This window comes from Streptomyces sp. NPDC054813, assembly GCF_053611365.1.
Map to the genome: position 1 here is coordinate 73,219 of NZ_JBSHAF010000003.1, position 16,267 is coordinate 89,485.

The 16,267-nt window shown below is 71.1% G+C and carries 14 protein-coding genes; 10 read left to right on the top strand and 4 right to left on the bottom strand.

All coding sequences use genetic code 11. The annotated features are described in order from the left end of the window. Window positions 1-375: 375 nt before the first annotated feature. From hemL to ACWGJB_RS06370, 8 genes are all read left to right on the top strand, one after another. Window positions 376-1,704, top strand: coding sequence for a glutamate-1-semialdehyde 2,1-aminomutase (hemL, locus tag ACWGJB_RS06335; protein ID WP_453379103.1), 1,329 nt, complete (start codon window positions 376-378; stop codon window positions 1,702-1,704). Further along, on the top strand, window positions 1,701-2,384 hold the full coding sequence (locus tag ACWGJB_RS06340; RefSeq protein ID WP_453379104.1) for a histidine phosphatase family protein: 684 nt from the start codon (window positions 1,701-1,703) through the stop codon (window positions 2,382-2,384). Before hemL ends, ACWGJB_RS06340 begins: the two co-directional genes overlap by 4 nt. A gap of 135 nt (window positions 2,385-2,519) precedes the next feature. Next, complete coding sequence (locus ACWGJB_RS06345; RefSeq protein WP_453379105.1) at window positions 2,520-3,773, top strand: hypothetical protein; 1,254 nt, start codon at window positions 2,520-2,522, stop codon at window positions 3,771-3,773. A 66-nt stretch (window positions 3,774-3,839) separates the two neighbouring features. Beyond that, on the top strand, window positions 3,840-4,430 hold the full coding sequence (locus ACWGJB_RS06350) for a TlpA family protein disulfide reductase (RefSeq protein WP_453379106.1): 591 nt from the start codon (window positions 3,840-3,842) through the stop codon (window positions 4,428-4,430). Window position 4,431: 1 nt separating this feature from the next. Continuing rightward, complete coding sequence (locus ACWGJB_RS06355) at window positions 4,432-5,205, top strand: cytochrome c biogenesis CcdA family protein (protein ID WP_453379107.1); 774 nt, start codon at window positions 4,432-4,434, stop codon at window positions 5,203-5,205. 3 nt (window positions 5,206-5,208) lie between these two features. Continuing rightward, window positions 5,209-6,912, top strand: coding sequence for a cytochrome c biogenesis protein ResB (resB, locus tag ACWGJB_RS06360; RefSeq protein ID WP_453379108.1), 1,704 nt, complete (start codon window positions 5,209-5,211; stop codon window positions 6,910-6,912). After that, window positions 6,909-8,003 (top strand): c-type cytochrome biogenesis protein CcsB, encoded by a 1,095-nt coding sequence (ccsB, locus tag ACWGJB_RS06365; protein ID WP_453379109.1) that lies wholly within the window; start codon window positions 6,909-6,911, stop codon window positions 8,001-8,003. The genes resB and ccsB overlap by 4 nt, the downstream gene beginning before the upstream one ends. A gap of 25 nt (window positions 8,004-8,028) precedes the next feature. Continuing rightward, window positions 8,029-8,424 (top strand): hypothetical protein, encoded by a 396-nt coding sequence (locus ACWGJB_RS06370; protein WP_453379110.1) that lies wholly within the window; start codon window positions 8,029-8,031, stop codon window positions 8,422-8,424. 93 nt (window positions 8,425-8,517) lie between these two features. On the opposite strand, the gene ACWGJB_RS06375 is transcribed toward ACWGJB_RS06370, so the two are convergent. The 4 genes from ACWGJB_RS06375 to ACWGJB_RS06390 all read right to left on the bottom strand — a co-directional run bounded on the left by ACWGJB_RS06375 (window position 8,518) and on the right by ACWGJB_RS06390 (window position 13,688). Further along, entirely contained in the window at window positions 8,518-10,065 is a 1,548-nt protein-coding gene (locus tag ACWGJB_RS06375) for a hypothetical protein (RefSeq protein WP_453379111.1), read from the bottom strand. Then, window positions 10,065-12,152: a hypothetical protein gene (locus tag ACWGJB_RS06380; RefSeq protein ID WP_453379112.1), complete on the bottom strand. Its 2,088-nt coding sequence runs from the start codon at window positions 12,150-12,152 to the stop codon at window positions 10,065-10,067. Before ACWGJB_RS06380 ends, ACWGJB_RS06375 begins: the two co-directional genes overlap by 1 nt. 110 nt (window positions 12,153-12,262) lie before the next feature. Then, on the bottom strand, window positions 12,263-13,243 hold the full coding sequence (locus ACWGJB_RS06385; RefSeq protein WP_453379113.1) for an isopenicillin N synthase family dioxygenase: 981 nt from the start codon (window positions 13,241-13,243) through the stop codon (window positions 12,263-12,265). After that, a complete protein-coding gene (locus ACWGJB_RS06390; RefSeq protein ID WP_453379114.1) occupies window positions 13,236-13,688 on the bottom strand; it encodes a nucleoside deaminase in 453 nt (150 codons plus the stop codon). The genes ACWGJB_RS06385 and ACWGJB_RS06390 overlap by 8 nt, the downstream gene beginning before the upstream one ends. A 111-nt stretch (window positions 13,689-13,799) precedes the next feature. On the opposite strand from ACWGJB_RS06390, the gene ACWGJB_RS06395 reads away from it, so the two are divergent. Continuing rightward, window positions 13,800-15,116: a PucR family transcriptional regulator gene (locus ACWGJB_RS06395; RefSeq protein ID WP_453379115.1), complete on the top strand. Its 1,317-nt coding sequence runs from the start codon at window positions 13,800-13,802 to the stop codon at window positions 15,114-15,116. A gap of 92 nt (window positions 15,117-15,208) precedes the next feature. Continuing rightward, complete coding sequence (locus tag ACWGJB_RS06400) at window positions 15,209-16,210, top strand: CorA family divalent cation transporter (protein WP_453379116.1); 1,002 nt, start codon at window positions 15,209-15,211, stop codon at window positions 16,208-16,210. Window positions 16,211-16,267 lie beyond the last annotated feature (57 nt).

Here is a 16,267-nt window from a genome sequence, read left to right on the forward strand (position 1 = left end):
AAACATCAGTCCGCAGGATCTTTACAGCCTCCGGCCGGCTATGTACCGGATGAGCTGGGTGTATCGGGTCACAGTCTCGCAGATGCCCCAGGCACCGCGCGGGGACCGCCGTCTTCCGCCGTGAGAAGACTCCCGTGACTGCCACAGGGACCGCCGTCCGCGTCGCGCGAAGGCCGTACGGAGGCAGTGCGCGGGCCGTGCGGAGGCCGTGCGCGGGCCGTGCGGAGGCCGTGCGCGGGCCGCCGAGGTCGCCGCGCCGACCAGCCCCTCCGTCCCGGGAAGCCCACCGTCGCTGCGAGCAGAGCTCCCTCCTCCGCCTACCCTGAGGAGGTCACCCAGCAACCGGAGTCCGAGAAGCCGGAGAAGCCGCACGTCATGAGCGCCCAGAGCGAAACGCCCTATCCCTACGACGCGCCCGCCTCACAGGCGCTCTTCGACCGCGCCTCCGCGGTCACGCCCGGCGGCGTGAACTCCCCGGTGCGTGCCTTCCGTGCCGTCGGCGGTACCCCCCGCTTCATGGTCTCCGGCAAGGGGGCCTACCTCACCGACGCCGACGGCCGTGAGTACGTCGACCTCGTCTGCTCCTGGGGGCCGATGATCCTCGGGCACTCCCACCCCGAGGTCATCGCCGCCGTCCAGGACGCCGTCTCCCGCGGTACCTCCTTCGGTACGCCCGGCGAGGGCGAGGTCGCCCTCGCGGAGGAGATGGTCGCCCGGATCGAGCCCCTGGAGCAGGTGCGGCTGGTCAGCAGCGGTACCGAGGCCACCATGAGCGCCATCCGGCTGGCCCGCGGGTTCACCCGGCGCACCAAGGTGATCAAGTTCGCCGGGTGTTACCACGGTCACGTCGACTCGCTGCTCGCCGCGGCCGGGTCGGGCGTGGCGACCTTCGCGCTGCCCGACACCCCCGGTGTCACCGGCGCCCAGGCCGGGGACACGATCGTGCTGCCGTACAACGATCTCGAAGCCGTGCAGGAGGCCTTCCACCGGCACCCCGGGGAGATCGCCTGTGTGATCACCGAGGCCTCGCCGGGCAACATGGGCGTCGTGCCGCCCGCGCCCGGGTTCAACCAGGGCGTCCGGGACACCTGCCAGAGGAACGGCGCCCTGTACATCTCCGACGAGGTCATGACCGGGTTCCGGACGAGCCGGGCCGGGTGGTTCGGGATCGACGGGGTGGTGCCCGACCTGATGACCTTCGGGAAGGTCATGGGGGGTGGCTTCCCGGCCGCCGCCTTCGGGGGCCGGGAGGACATCATGGCGCACCTCGCGCCGGCCGGGCCCGTCTACCAGGCCGGCACCCTTTCCGGGAACCCCGTCGCCACCGCCGCCGGGCTGGCCCAGCTGCGACTGCTCGACGACGCGGCGTACGAGAAGGTGGACGCCGTCTCCGCGCAGATCCAGGCGCTGGTCACCGAGGCGCTGAACAAGGAGGGCGTGGCGCACCAGGTGCAGACCGCCTCCAACATGTTCTCCGTGTTCTTCACCAACCGTCCGGTGCGGAACTACGAGGACGCGCGGGGCCAGGAGTCCTTCCGGTTCACCGCCTTCTTCCACTCCCTCCTCTCCGACGGCGTCTACCTGCCGCCGTCTTCCTTCGAGTCCTGGTTCGTCTCCACGGCCCACGACGAGCGGGCCATCCAGAAGATCGCCGACGCCCTCCCGGCGGCGGCCCGAGCGGCCGCGGAGGCCACGGCAGCATGAGCGAGCAGCAGGACATCACCGTCGTCCATGTGATGCGGCACGGCGAGGTCGCCAACCCCGACGGGGTGCTGTACGGCAGACTTCCCGGCTACCACCTCTCCGAGCTCGGCCGGCAGATGGCCGACCGGGTCGCCGAGCACCTCGCCTCGCGGGACGTGACGTACGTCGTCGCCTCGCCGCTGGAGCGGGCGCAGGAGACCGCCACCCCGATCGCCAAGGCGCACGGGCTCGACCTCGCCACCGACGAGCGGCTCATCGAGGCGGAGAACATCTTCCAGGGCAAGACCTTCGGCGTCGGTGACGGGGCGCTGAAGAAGCCCGCCAACTGGAAGTACCTGGTCAACCCGTTCCGGCCGTCCTGGGGCGAGCCGTACGTCGACCAGGTCGTCCGGATGAAGGGCGCGCTGGACGCGGCCAAGGACCAGGCCCGCGGTCATGAGGCGGTGCTGGTCAGCCATCAGCTGCCGATCTGGATCCTGCGGTCGTACGTCGAGCAGCGCCGGCTCTGGCACGACCCGCGCAAGCGGCAGTGCACCCTCGCCTCCCTGACGACTTTCACATACGAGGGGGACAGGATCGTTTCCGTCGGGTACAGCGAGCCGGCCATCGACCTCGTCCCGGCCCACCTCCGCGCCGGCGCCAAGCCGGTGAAGGGGAAGGACAAGGCCTTCGGGGCGTAAGGCCCCCCCGACGTACGGTACTTATCCGCCCCTTCGTCACATTCGGCTTGAAACAGCGAAGAAGTGAAGGAACCCGATCGTTCGTCGCGCCCTCTGACTGGGTGACCACCAGAGGATGCGACGAATCGGGGAACCATGCGGACCTTCACCCGAAGGGGAATACTCGGCGTCGGCGCGGGCGCCGCGGCGGGACTCGGCATCGCCGGGTGCGGCACTCACACACCGTCGGACGGCACGACCCATGCCGGCGGTTCCAGCGGGCAGCCCTCGGGAAAGCCCGAGCCCACCGCCCGCCCCCTCGGTGACGGCTCCACCTCGAACAGCGGCAAGCAGCCCCACCAGCCCGGCGCCCCCGAGCCGCTGGAGCCGGGGCAGACCCCGCCGCAGTTCGTGATCTTCTCCTGGGACGGCGCCGGCGAGGTCGGCAACGGCCTCTTCCCGCGCTTCCTGGACCTGGCCAAGGAACACGGCGCGTCGATGACCTTCTTCCTCTCGGGTCTCTATCTCCTCCCCGAGTCGAAGAAGCGGCTGTACAACCCGCCGAACAACCCCCGTGGCGCCTCCGACATCGGCTACCTCACCGACGAGCACATCAAGGCGACGCTCACCAACGTCCGCCGCGCCTGGCTCGAGGGCCACGAGATAGGCACCCACTTCAACGGGCACTTCTGCGGCGGCTACGGCACGGTCGGCAACTGGACGCCCAAGCAGTGGCGCAGCGAGATAGACCAGGCCAAGGCGTTCGTGAAGGAGTGGCGGACCAACAGCGGCTGGACCGACCTGCCGTCCCTGCCCTTCGACTACGACAAGGAGCTGGTCGGCGGACGTACCCCCTGCCTCCTCGGCCAGAACAACCTGCTGCCCACCGCCCGCGAGCTCGGCTGGCGCTATGACGCCTCCTCGCCGGGCGGCCGCCAGACCTGGCCGGACAAGAAGCTGGGCATCTGGGACCTGCCCCTCCAGCAGATACCGTTCCCCGGCCACTCCTTCGAGGTCCTGTCCATGGACTACAACATGCTCGCCAACCAGTCGGTGAACTCGACGAAGGCCCCCGCCTACAACTACCCGGGCTGGCGACGGCAGTCCGCACAGTCGTACATAGCCGGATTCGAGCGGGCGTACACGACAAACCGGGCGCCGTTCTTCATAGGCAACCACTTCGAGCAGTGGAACGGCGGCATCTACATGGACTCCGTCGAGGAGGCCTTCAAGCACATCGCCCGCGAGAAGGAGAAGGGCGCCGACGTACGCCTGGTCTCCTTCCGCCAGTTCGTGGACTGGATGGACGTACAGAAGCCCGAGGTCCTGACGAGGCTCCGCACGCTGGACGTGGGGCAGCGGCCGACGGGCGGCTGGAAGACCTTCCTCAAGCAGGGGGCAGCTGCCTGAAAGGGACGTTTCCCGGACCAAGGGGGGTGCGCAAGATCCTCAGAACGGGCATGCGAAACTTTTCACATGAGTACCCGTAGCCGCGCCGTCCTGCTTGGCGCCATGGCCGCCGCGGCGGCCCTGACCCTGTCCGCGTGCGGCAACGGCGGCACCTCCGGCGGAGGCGGCAACACCAACTTCGTCACCGGCAAGAACGGCATCGACACGGTCGCGAAGGGCCACCGCGCGGCGGCCCCCGACCTCTCGGGCAAGACGATCGACGGCAGCACGCTGGACGTCGCGAGCTACAAGGGCAAGGTCGTCGTCATCAACGTGTGGGGCTCCTGGTGCAGCCCGTGCCGCGCCGAGGCGCCCTACTTCGCCTTTGTCTCCAAGGCGTACGCGAACAAGGGCGTCCAGTTCGTCGGCATCAACACCCGTGACACCAGCACCGGTTCCGCGGTCGCCTTCGAGAAGCAGAACGGCATCGGCTACCCGAGCCTGTACGACCCGACGGGCAAGCTGATGCTCCGCTTCAAGAAGGGCACGCTCAACCCGCAGGCCATCCCCTCCACCCTGGTCCTCGACCGGCAGGGCAACGTCGCGGCGCGCTCGCTGGCGGCGCTCAGCGAGGAGAACCTGCTGAAGATGATCAAGCCGGTCGTCGCGGAGAAGTGACGTGAGTGCACTCCTGACGCTCGCGGCGGAGACAGGCAAGAACGAGACCGTCTTCAGCGGCGCCCTGCTGGTCGCCCTGCCGGTAGCGCTGTTCGGCGGACTCGTCTCCTTCTTCTCCCCGTGCGTCCTGCCCCTCGTACCCGGATACCTCTCCTACGTGACCGGGGTCGCCGGCACGGATCTCGCCGAGGCCCGGCGTGGCCGGATGGTCGCCGGCGCCTCCCTCTTCGTGCTCGGCTTCACCGCCGTGTTCGTGTCGGGCGGGGCGCTGTTCGGCTACTTCGGCCAGACCCTGCAGGAACAGTCCGGCACCCTCGGCAAGGTGCTCGGCGTGCTGATGATCGCCATGGGTGTGTTCTTCATGGGTCTGATGCCCTGGTTCACCCAGCGCGAGTTCCGCTTCCACCGGCGGCCGGTGACCGGTCTGATAGGGGCACCGCTGCTCGGCGCGCTGTTCGGCATCGGCTGGACCCCGTGCATCGGCCCGACCCTGGCCTCCGTCACGGCCCTGTCCTTCAATCAGGCCAGCGCGGGGCGCGGCGCCATACTGACGGTCGCCTACTGTCTGGGCCTCGGCGTGCCGTTCGTGCTGGCGGCCGTCGCCTTCCGCAAGGCGCTCGGCGCCTTCGGCTGGGTCAAGCGCCACTATGTCTGGGTGATGCGCATCGGCGGCACGATGATGATCGTGACCGGTGTGCTGCTGCTGACCGGGGCCTGGGACAGCCTCGTACAGGACATGCAGGGCTGGTCCGACGGCTTCACTGTAGGGATCTGATCGATGAGTACGACTTCGAAGAACGCGTCCGACGATCAGGAACTCGGCGCGGCCGGCTCGCAGCTGTCCACCGCGCCCTCCCAGGACGAGCCGCCGATCGTCCCCGGCATCGGTGTGATCGGCTGGGTCCGCTGGTTCTGGCGGCAGCTCACCTCCATGCGGGTCGCGCTGCTGCTGCTTCTGCTGCTGTCGCTGGGCGCGATCCCCGGCTCGCTGATCCCGCAGAGCGGCGCCGACATCAACAAGGTCGCCGACTTCCAGAAGGCCCACAAGACGCTGTCGCCGGTCTACGACAAGCTCGGCCTCTTCCACGTCTACAGCTCGGTGTGGTTCTCGGCGATCTACATCCTGCTGTTCGTCTCGCTCGTCGGCTGCATCATCCCGCGCGCCTGGCAGTTCGTGGGCCAGCTGCGCGGCCGTCCGCCGGGTGCTCCGAAGCGGCTGGACCGCCTTCCGGCGTACACCACCTGGCGGACCACGGCGGAGCCCGAGGAGGTCCGTGAGGCGGCGCTGAAGCTGCTGAAGAAGCGGCGTTTCCGCGCCCACCTCGCCGGGGACGCGGTCGCCGCCGAGAAGGGCTATGTCCGCGAGTTCGGCAACCTCGCCTTCCACGTGGCGCTGATCGTGCTGCTGATCGCGTTCGCCTCCGGCCAGATGTACAAGTCGGACGGCACCAAGCTGGTCGTCGAGGGCGACGGGTTCGCCAACTCGATCCTCCAGTACGACGACTTCAAGTCCGGATCCCTGTTCAGCACCGACGACCTGGTGCCGTTCAGCTTCGACCTGAAGAACTTCCACGCGAGCTACCAGACCAGCGGCCCCAGCAAGGGCACGCCGGTCACGTTCAGCGCGGACATCGACTACAGCGAGGGCGCCTACGGCAAGTCGAAGCGGACCACCATCAAGGTGAACGAGCCGCTGCACATCGACGACGCCAAGGTCTACCTCGTCAGCCACGGCTACGCCCCCGTCATCACGGTCCGCGACGGCAAGGGCAACGTGGTCTACCACGACGCCGTGCCGCTGCTCCCGCTCGACGCCAACGTCACCTCCCAGGGCGTGGTCAAGGTGATGGACGGCTACCGGAACGCCCAGGGCGTCGGTGAGCAGCTCGGCATCTCGGCGTTCTTCCTGCCGACCTACGGCGGCGGCTCCTCCGTTCTCTCCACCTTCCCGTCGCTGGGCAACCCGGTGCTGAACCTGACGCCGTACCACGGCGACCTCGGCGTCAACTCGGGCATCCCGCAGAGCGTCTACCAGCTCGACAAGACCCATATGAAGGAGTTCAAGGACTCCAAGGGGCAGCAGCTGCGCGACAACCTCAAGCCCGGGCAGACCATGCAGCTGCCGAACGGCGCCGGTTCCGTGACGTTCGAGAAGGACGTCAAGGAATGGGCCGGCTTCGAGATCGTCCAGGAACCCGGCAGCGGCTGGGCGCTGGGCGGTGCCCTCACCGCGATCTTCGGCCTCGCCGCCTCGCTGTTCATCCAGCGCCGCCGTGTCTGGGTGCGGGCCGTGCCGGGCCCGGACGGCGTCACCGTCGTCGAGATGGCCGGCCTCGGCCGCAGCGAGTCGGCGAAGGTGCCCGAGGAGCTGGGCGACCTCGCGGGAATCCTCTACGACCAGGCGCCGGGGGCTCCCGACCCCGGTGAAGACGACCGTTCCGCAGAATCCCCCGTACCTGCCGAAGGGGCTGAGAAGCGATGACTTCCGCCGCCGCAACCACGCTCGCCGCGACCAACGAGCATCTCGCCAGCATGAGCAACACGCTCATCTACTCCTCGATGGCCGTCTACACGCTGGCCTTCTTCGCCTACATCTTCGAGTGGCTGCTGGGCAGCCGCAGCCGCGTCGCCCGTACCGCCAACGCGCTCACCACCGAGGGCACGGCGAAGAAGGCGCCGGCGGTGACGGTCAAGAAGGCCGGCGGCACCGCCGTACTGGAACGCCCGAAGATCGTGGTCCGCTCCGCGGCCGGCTCGCGTGACGTGCCGGACGGCCCCGGCGCCCACGGCGGCGACGAGCAGGGCGACCTCTACGGCCGGATCGCGATCTCCCTCACGGTCCTCGCCTTCCTGGTGGAGCTCGCCGGCGTGATCACCCGGGCGGCCTCCGTGCAGCGGGCGCCGTGGGGCAACATGTACGAGTTCAACATCACGTTCTCCACGGTCGCCGTCGCCATCTACCTCTCGCTGCTGGCCCTGAGGAAGAACGTCCGCTGGATGGGCCTCTTCCTCATCACCACGGTCCTGCTCGACCTCGGTCTCGCGGTCACCGTCCTCTACACGGCGAGCGAGCCGCTGGTCCCGGCCCTGCACTCGTACTGGCTGTACATCCACGTCTCCACCGCCATCTTCTGCGGCGCGGTCTTCTACGTCGGCGCGGTCGCCACGATCCTCTACCTCTTCAAGGACTCCTACGAGAACAAGCTGGAGACCGGCGGCACCCCCGGCCGCTTCGCCGCCTCGGTCCTGGAGCGCCTGCCGGCATCGGCCTCGCTGGACAAGTTCGCCTACCGCGTCAACGCGGCGGTCTTCCCGCTCTGGACCTTCACGATCATCGCGGGCGCGATCTGGGCGGGCAGCGCCTGGGGCCGCTACTGGAACTGGGACCCCAAGGAGACCTGGTCCTTCATCACCTGGGTCGCCTACGCCTGCTACCTGCACGCCCGCGCCACCGCGGGATGGAAGGGCCGCAAGGCCGCCTACCTGGCGATGCTCGCCTTCGGCTGCTGGCTGTTCAACTACTACGGCGTCAACATCTTCGTCACCGGCAAGCACTCCTACGCGGGCGTGTGAGTCGCAGAGGGGCGACACTGGTGCCATGACCGGTTCCATCGCTCAGGGCACCAGTCAGACCCACGGGAACACCCACATCCTCCACTTCCTGGTACGGCTCCCGAGGCCCATGGGCCAGGTCTGGCCGAGCCTCTCCACCCCGGAGGGCCTGGCTGCCTGGCTCGCCCCGGTAGACGTCCTGCAACCGAGACTGGGCGGCACGGTCACCATCGGTGAGCTGGGCACGGGCAAGGTGACGGCCTGGGACGTCGACCGGATCGCCGAGTACACGGTGGACGGCGGCGGCAGAATCCGCTTCCACCTGGAACGGGACGGCGAGTCCGGCACGGCCCTGCGCTTCACCCACGAGTTCAAGGGCGAGACGACGACGGAACAGGCCTGGCGGAGCCACTTCGAACGCTTGATCGACCTGCTGTCGTAGTCGACCTCTCCGAGGCGCCCCGACAGGGGCGGGGGACTGTGTCGACATGCGGCTCCGCCGCGTGGGCGCGCTCAACCCCCGCCCATCCGCAGCTCACGACGGCGGCAGACACGCCCCACCCGGCGGCTTCCCCTCCGGCCACGCGATCGTCACGAACCGCGACCCGCCCTCCGGCCGCAGCTCCACCACCGGCACCGCCTTGTCGTACGGATTCCCGTGCACGTCCAGGCAGATCCACCCACTCGCCCCGTCCACCCGCAGCGACCCCTTCACCTGAGGCCACTGCAACCCCACGTCGGCGAGCGTCGGCACCGACTTCCCCTCCGGCACCGCCTCGCGAATGCCGTGCACCGCGAGCCGCATCGCGTCGTACGCGATGATCAGCTGCCCGTCCTCCAGGGCCACCGGCCCGATCGGCCCCACCGGTGACTTCTCCGCACTCTTCAGCAGCCGCGTCAGCGTCTCCGCGTCGGCCGCCGAACCCCCGGTCCTCGGGCTGTCCTTCAGCCACGCGTCCGGATGGGCGAGGGCGGTGTACCGGACCGAGAGATTGTGCCGGAGCGCGTCCCGGTCCAGGTCCTTCTCGCCGGTGAGGTACGACCCCTCGTCCCCGGTCAGCACCGTGAACTTCCGGTCCTGGCAGCCCCGTCCGCCCAGCGCGTTGATGAACTGCCGCAGCTGCGTGTGCCGGCCGGCGAACAGGATCGTGTCGGTCGACCGCGAGGTGTCGCAGATCAGGTTGGTGATCTGCCGGAACGTGTTCGCGGTCGTCCCCTCCTTGCTGCGGTCGGCCGGCGGTGTGAACGGCTGGGGCTCGTAGGGCGAGCCCTTGATCAGCGCGGCGAACGACGTCTGGAGCGTCCGCGTGTACGGGTCGCCCGGCTTGTCGTAGACCAGCAGCGCCCGGCCCGCGCCGACCTTGGCGAAGGAGGCGAGCGCCCGGGCCTCGTCGGTGTTGGTCGGGGACACCCGCGCCAGACCGGGGTAGGGGTCCTTGCCGCCCTGCCCGTTGGCGAGGTCGTCGGCGGTGATCGACGAGCCCACCACGGGGATCCCCAGCCGGGTCAGCTCCTTGACGGCCTTCTTGTTGTTGTCGGTGCTCTGCCCGACCCCGGCCACCGCCCGCAACCGGTCCGTGGAGCCGGTCATCTGCGCCAGCTGCGCGACCATCTTCTGCCAGTACTGGCTGGTCGAACCGGGGTTGGCCAGCACCAGCCGGATCGCCGGGGACTCCCCGTTGGAGTCGTGGTTGGCCTGGTACTGGGCCAGGTAGGCGCCCTGGAGCTCGTGCTGGATGTCGGCGAGGCTCGCCGCCGCCGTCGCGGTGTACGGCAGCATCACCGCCACCGTCACATAACGCCCGGGCTTGAGGCGGGCGTTCTCCCGGGCGATCGCCCGGACCGCGGCCCGCAGCTGCGGGTGCCCGAAGTCGAACGCCGTCGTCGCCACGCCCACGCACTCGTCGCTGTCCTCGGGCCGGGCCACTCCCGGCGCACAGGACCGGTCGTCGTGGACGGCCGCCCGCACCCCGATCACCAGGCCGGCGATCAGCCCCGCCGTGACCAGCAGGGCGAGATAGCGGCGCAGGGGGATCTCCCAGACGCCTTCGCGCAACCATGTGCCCACGCCCCGCCGCGCCATCACGCCACCCCGCTCCGCTCGTCGTCGCCCTCGTCGTCCTCCGGGTCGGCGGGCGGGCGGCCCGCCAGCGCGGCCGCGGGCCAGTCCCGGGAGGCCCGCCACAGCAGCGCGTTGCCGGCCGGGCGCAGGTTGGACAGCTGCTCCAGCTCGAAGCGGAGCCGGTCGCCGACCTTCGGGTCGGGCAGCACCAGCGGATCGGTCAGATGCCACACCGCGTGCAGCAGCCGCCGGACGCGCAGATGCAGTACGGGATCCACGCCCTCCGGCACCCGCTGGGCGGCGTCCGTGCGGCCCAGCGCCACCGCCGCCCGCCGGTCGCCGTGCCCGGCGAAGTCGCGGCCCTCGGCGTCGTGGGCGTGGAAGTAGGGCGCCGAGGCGACGAACCGCAGGGTCCCCAGCCAGGCGCGGGTGTCCAGGACCGGGAAGGTGTCGCGGAGGTGGGCGACCGCCGGCTCGGTGCGGCCCAGGGCCAGTTGGTGGTGGAGCCGGAAGCGGGCCTGCCCGTCCGGGCGGTCCTGCGTGTAGTAGGCGACCAGCGTCTCGTGGGCGGTGCGCCAGCCGGCGTGGTCGGGGTCCCGCAGATGCAGCCGGAGCAGCAGCAGGGTCCGCACGAAGGGGTCGCCGACGAACTGCCCGGGCACCACCGGCAGCCCCTCCCCGGCCAGCCGGCTCTGCAACGCCCGTACGTCCGCCGGACCGAAGTCGTCCGGGAGCAGCGCGGCGGCCAGGGCGCACGCCGAGTCGTGGTCGTGCGCGGCGGCGAGCACGGTCAGTTCGTCGAGCCGGTCCTGCGGGACCAGCCGGTCGAGGAGTTCGCGGTAGACCGGGGCGGACGGTCCGTCCTGCGTGCGGCGCACCTCGGCGGTCAGCAGGTCGCCCAGCGCGCCTGCCAGGTCCGGGTGCTGGGCCGCAGCCCCCGCGAGCACGGCGATGCCCAGCGGGTTCCCGCCGGTCAGCCGGTGCACGGCGTGCGGGAGCTGGGGTGCGGCCGGGGTGGCGACGAGGTGCAGGGTGTCGTCGGGGGAGAGCGGCGGCAATGCCACCAGCAGCGCCCGCGAGGACGGGACGGCCGCGTCCGGTGCCCACTCGGTGCGCCGGGCGACCTCGGCCAGCTCCCGTCGTACGCCGTTGCGCAGCAGCTCCCGGCCGTCGCCGCGCAACCCGGCGACGAACGCCACCTGGTCGGCGACCCCGTCGGCGCGGTCGCGCAGCACGGCGTCCAGCAGGCCCGGACCCGGCCCGGTCCCCGCGTTGTCGACCAGCACCAGCGGGCGGCCGAGCCGCTGCATCCGGGGCAGCACCCCGCTGTACGCCTCCGTCAGGTCGGCGAGCAGGGCCCGTACGAGATAGCGCTCGGCGTGCTCCCGTGAGGTGCCGCCGGCCCGGAAGTGCCCGGACAGCAGGATCAGTCCGCGCTGTGCGTGGCCGCCCGCGTTGGGGTACGTGCGGTACCAGACGGACGCCTTCTGGTGCCGGCGGCTGGCGAAGCCCTCGGCGATCGACTCCAGGGTCGCCTCGATGGCGCCGGAGACCAGGGGCCCGGTGCCGGTGGCGGCGGCGACGACCTTCGCGGCCACCTTCCCGGCCCACCGCCCGGCGAACCCGCTGATCCAGGAGCCGCTCTCGTTCAGCAGCAGGATCCGCTCCACCTCGCGCCGGATCCGCTCCGAGTCGGCGTCGCCCCAGCCCCCGGCGGCCACCGCGACCAGCCCGGACATGAGGCGCGGGAAGGTGATCCGCCCGGCTCCCGTCACCGGTTCGGCGAGCTGCTCGGCGACGACCAGCAGGGCCTGCGCGACCGGCGACCAGGACTCTGCGGGCCGCTCCGCGGGCGGCGCCGTGAACTGTGCCTCCGCGCAGTCGACGAGCGCGACCGGAGTGTGCCCCTTGTAGGCGTCCCGCAACTCGCCGAGCACCGCGCTCTTGCCGAGTCCCCGGGCCCCGGTCAGCACCACGAACGGCAGCTCGCCGGGGTGTTCGAGGGGAAGGGCACGGTGCTGGTGCGGCCGTAACCCGACGATCCTCGGTATGAGCCCGGCCGGCTCCGCATCGAGCAGCGCCCCACGCCCGTGCAACCGTCTGTGCAAGGCATCTCCCCCCTAACGCCAGTGTAAGAAGGGGGAGTTGCTCCGGACCAGACCCAGTGATGTCCGTATGGTTACGAAACCGGCACCAGGAGTGACAGTGTCGGCCGTGGTCAGGCGACCGTGATGGAGTCCAGCTTCCCCCTCAGGTACACGTGCGAGTCGACCGGCGGGTACGCCACCCGGCCGACCGGCGCCGGGACCGACTCGACGACCGTGCCCGGGGTGCACTCGCCGAAGTAGACGAGGGACATCAGCTCCTCGTTCGGCGCGTCCGTGGGCGGCGGCAGCACCCGGTGCCGGCCCGACCGCCACCGGTCGCCGGTCCAACGGGCCATCAGGTCACCGATGTTGATGGTGAAGGCGGCCGGGTCGTACGGCGCGTCCTCCCAGCCGCCCTCGTCGGTGTACACCTGGAGCCCGCCCCGGCCCGCCTGCCGGTCGAGCACGGTCACCGTCCCGAAGTCGGTGTGCGGCCCGATCCGGAACTGCCCCGGCTCGGGCTCGCCGACGACCTCGGTTCCCGGGTACCAGTTGATGTTGAAGCCGTACGTCGGATGGTCCATGTGCCGGGAGAAGAAGTCCCGTTCGAGCCCGAGCGCATACCCCAGCAGCTCCAGCAGCACCTTCTCCAGCTCGCCCATCTTCTCCAGGTACTCCTCGCAGACCGCCCGCAGCTCCGGCACCTCGGCCGGCCACACGTTGGGCGCGTACCACTCCGCGTTGGTCACCGGATCCTCGAAGGGCTCGTGGGTCGCGAAGGTCAGCGACTCCTTGAGGTCGGGCGGGGTCTCGGTGCCCTCCGAGTAGCCGTTGGCCTCGGCGCCGGGCCCGAGCCAGCCGCGGCCGCCGACCTTCGCCTCATAGGCCGTCTTCACCTCGGCCGGCAGCGCGAAGAAGGCCCGCGCGGCCGCCCGTACGGCGTCGCGCAGCCCGCTGTCGACCCCGTGCCCGGTGACGAGCAGGAAACCGGCGGTCCGCAGGGCCGTGTCGACGGTCCGGGCGATCTCCCGCCGGGTCTCCTCGTCGCCGTCGAGCCAGGGCCGCAGATCGACGGTGGGGATACGGGGGCCGGTGCTGGTCGTGTCACTCATCGCCGATGTCCTCGTTCCACAGGGCCGGATGGTTCTTGATGAAGGCGCGCATCACGTCGACGCACTCCTGGTCGTCGAGCAGGACGATCTCCACACCCGTCTCGGCGAGCCAGTCGTGGCCGCCGTGGAAGGTGGTCGCCTCGCCGATCACGACCCGGGAGATACCGAACTGGCGGACCAGACCCGAGCAGTACCAGCACGGCGACAGGGTCGTCACCATGGTGGTGCCCCGGTACGACCGCTGCCGTCCCGCCGCGCGGAAGGCGGCGGTCTCGGCGTGCAGGGACGGATCGCCGTCCTGCACCCGCCGGTTGTGCCCGCGGCCGAGCAGTGCGCCGTCGGAGCCGTAGAGCGCGGCGCCGATCGGGATGCCGCCCTCGGCGAGTCCGGCGCGGGCCTCGGCGACGGCGGTGGCGAGCCAGGTCCGTGCTTGCAGCTGATCCATGTCTTCACTCTCCTGTGGCCGAAACACGAGGGCAACGTGCGGAAAGTACCCTCCGGGCAACCCGTGGCAGGACGAAATGTCAGCGCCCGTGCCCGTCCCCTGGAGGTCCCCGTGCCCGCACTCACCCTCCGCGAAGTCCTGGCCCTCGACCCGGTGCGGGCGGCCGGCCCCGAGCTGCTCGCCGGTGCGGACGCCCTGGACCGGCCGGTCCGCTGGGTGCACTCCAGCGAGGTCTACGAGGGCGCCAACTTCCTCGACGGCGGCGAACTGCTGCTCACCAACGGCTTCGGACTGACCGACGTCGGCGACGAGGTCCGCCGCCGCTACGTCCGTGAGCTGGCCGCGCGCGGTGCGGCCGGACTCGCGGTGGAGGTCGGCCGGTCGCTGCCGAGCATGCCGCCCGAGGTGACCGACGAGGCCCGCGTCCGCGGCCTGCCCCTGCTGGCCCTGCACCGGGTGGTGCCCTTCGTGCGGATCACGGAGGCCGCCAACCGGGCGATCGTCGCGCGCGGACTGTCCGGGCGTGCGGTGGTGCGGCCCTGGGGCGACGATCACACGGCGGCCCTGCTGGCCGACCTGGCCGACCGGGCCGCGCTGAACCAGCCGGAGGTGGAGGCCCGCTCGGCGCTCGCCGGGTTCCATCCGGGGCCGGGGGCGCGGCTGATCGGGGTGTCGGTGCACGGGACGCGGGAGACGGGCGCCGTGGACCGGGCGGTGCGCTTGCTGGGCGGGGCGGGGGCGATGCGGGCGGCGTTCCCCGGTGACGTACTCGCGCTGGTCGCGCTGCCGGGCGCGGGGCGGGATGGCGCGGGCGTGGGGCGGGGTGGCGCGGGTGCGGGTGCCGGCGTGGGGCTCGGCACCCGCGATCCCGTGCGCGCGGTCCAGGAGGTCTTTCGCACGGTCGCCGGCGCCGGGCTCACCGTCGCCGTGGGGCACGCCGTCGACGCGGGCGGCGGCTGGCTGCACTGGAGCGAGACGCTGCGCGCGGCCCGCACCACCCTCGAACTGGTGCTGACCGTGCCGCCCGCGGAACCGGCCCCGGCGCAGGGGCCGTTGGTGACCTCCGCCCGCGCCCTCGCCCTGGAGCGGGAGCTGACCCGGGGCGGGATCGCCGCCAACCGCGAACGCCTCACCGCGCTCGTCCGGCACACCCTCGGCCCGCTGCTGGCCTGGGAGGCCGCCCACGCCAGTGACCTGGTCCGCACCCTGGAGGTCCACCTTCGCCACGGCTGCTCCCCGACCCGCACGGCGGCCCTTCTGCACATCGGCCGCCAGTCCCTCTACCAGCGCCTGGAACGCATCGAGACCCTCCTCGGGCTGGAGATCGACGACCCCGACCTGCTGGGCGAACTGCTGACGGCGGCCTGCGCGCACCGGGTGGTACGGGGGACGGCGGTGGCGGTGGGCGGGCTGCGCACGGTGGCGTGAGCCAACCGGGCTCTCACCCGTTGGTGGCCGCCCCGCCCGGCAGACGGGCGCTTGCGAGTGCGCGGACCGGGGACCGCGCGGACGCTGGGACCGTGGCCGACGGGATCAGCGGTGAGGTGATGATCGTAACGATGGTGTCGGTGCCGGACGGGGAGACGACGCGCATCTCCGTGCCGGAGGCCCGTCGGCGGCTTGCCGGGGACCCGTTCCTGATCCTCGGGGTCCAGCTGCCGCAGGAGGCCGAACCGGCGGAGGAGTCGGTGGTCCGGCGGCTCGGGCTGGACGACGAGGACCTGGACTGGTTCGGCGTGCCGGACGAGTCGCCGCGCGCCGAGTACCTGGGGGACGTCGCCGGATTCGTCGTACCCGTGGTCGTCGACCACCGGATCAGCCATGTGCACGTCCTGGCCGGCGAGCGCTTCCTGGTGGCCGCCCACTGGGGCCGGGCCGCCCTGGCGCCGGGCCTGAGGGCACAGTTGCGGCGGGAGCGGCCCCATGACGCCGCGGCCACGCTGTTCCTGCTGCTCCAGGAGGCGCTGGCGACGTTCCGCCGCGCCACGGTGGACGCGCTGCTCCAGGTGGAGGAGCTGGAGGACGACATGTTCGAGGACCGGCGCCCCGAGCAGATCCACCTGCTGTCCCGGCTGCGCCGCCGGGCCGCCCTCCTGCACCACTCGCTGCTGCCCTACCTCCAGGCGGTCGACGAGGTGGTCACCCGCAGGATGATGAGCAGCGACTTCGCGGTGGAACGGCAGCGTCTCGCCCAGGAGTTCACGCGCGCGGCGCGATTGGTCCGGACGGACATCGAGTCCCTCCAGGACGCCGCGCGCCGCGCCATGGCCAGCTACTCGTCCCTGGTCGCGGGCGAACAGAACGCCATGATCAACCGGCTGGCCATCGTGTCGGTGATCTTCCTGCCGCTGTCGTTCCTGACCGGGTTCTTCGGCATGAACTTCACCTTCCTGACGGACAAGCTGGAGACCAGGGACGAGTTCTGGCTGCTCGCCGTGGGACTCCAGGTGGTCTTCCTGGCCGGCGCCGTCTACGTGCTGCACCGCACCGGTATCTGGCGGCGGCTGCGGGACGACGACTAGCGCGTGGCCCATCACCCCGCCGGCGTAGCCGGTTCGTTACGCAGGGCGACGAGGGTG

Bases quoted from the DNA above. Each gene is read 5' to 3' on its own strand.
- hemL (WP_453379103.1), top strand. From the start codon at position 376: ATGAGCGCCCAGAGCGAAACGCCCTATCCCTACGACGCGCCCGCCTCA.
- ACWGJB_RS06340 (WP_453379104.1), top strand. From the start codon at position 1,701: ATGAGCGAGCAGCAGGACATCACCGTCGTCCATGTGATGCGGCACGGC.
- ACWGJB_RS06345 (WP_453379105.1), top strand. From the start codon at position 2,520: ATGCGGACCTTCACCCGAAGGGGAATACTCGGCGTCGGCGCGGGCGCC.
- ACWGJB_RS06350 (WP_453379106.1), top strand. From the start codon at position 3,840: ATGAGTACCCGTAGCCGCGCCGTCCTGCTTGGCGCCATGGCCGCCGCG.
- resB (WP_453379108.1), top strand. From the start codon at position 5,209: ATGAGTACGACTTCGAAGAACGCGTCCGACGATCAGGAACTCGGCGCG.
- ccsB (WP_453379109.1), top strand. From the start codon at position 6,909: ATGACTTCCGCCGCCGCAACCACGCTCGCCGCGACCAACGAGCATCTC.
- ACWGJB_RS06370 (WP_453379110.1), top strand. From the start codon at position 8,029: ATGACCGGTTCCATCGCTCAGGGCACCAGTCAGACCCACGGGAACACC.
- ACWGJB_RS06375 (WP_453379111.1), bottom strand. From the start codon at position 10,065: ATGGCGCGGCGGGGCGTGGGCACATGGTTGCGCGAAGGCGTCTGGGAG.
- ACWGJB_RS06385 (WP_453379113.1), bottom strand. From the start codon at position 13,243: ATGAGTGACACGACCAGCACCGGCCCCCGTATCCCCACCGTCGATCTG.
- ACWGJB_RS06390 (WP_453379114.1), bottom strand. From the start codon at position 13,688: ATGGATCAGCTGCAAGCACGGACCTGGCTCGCCACCGCCGTCGCCGAG.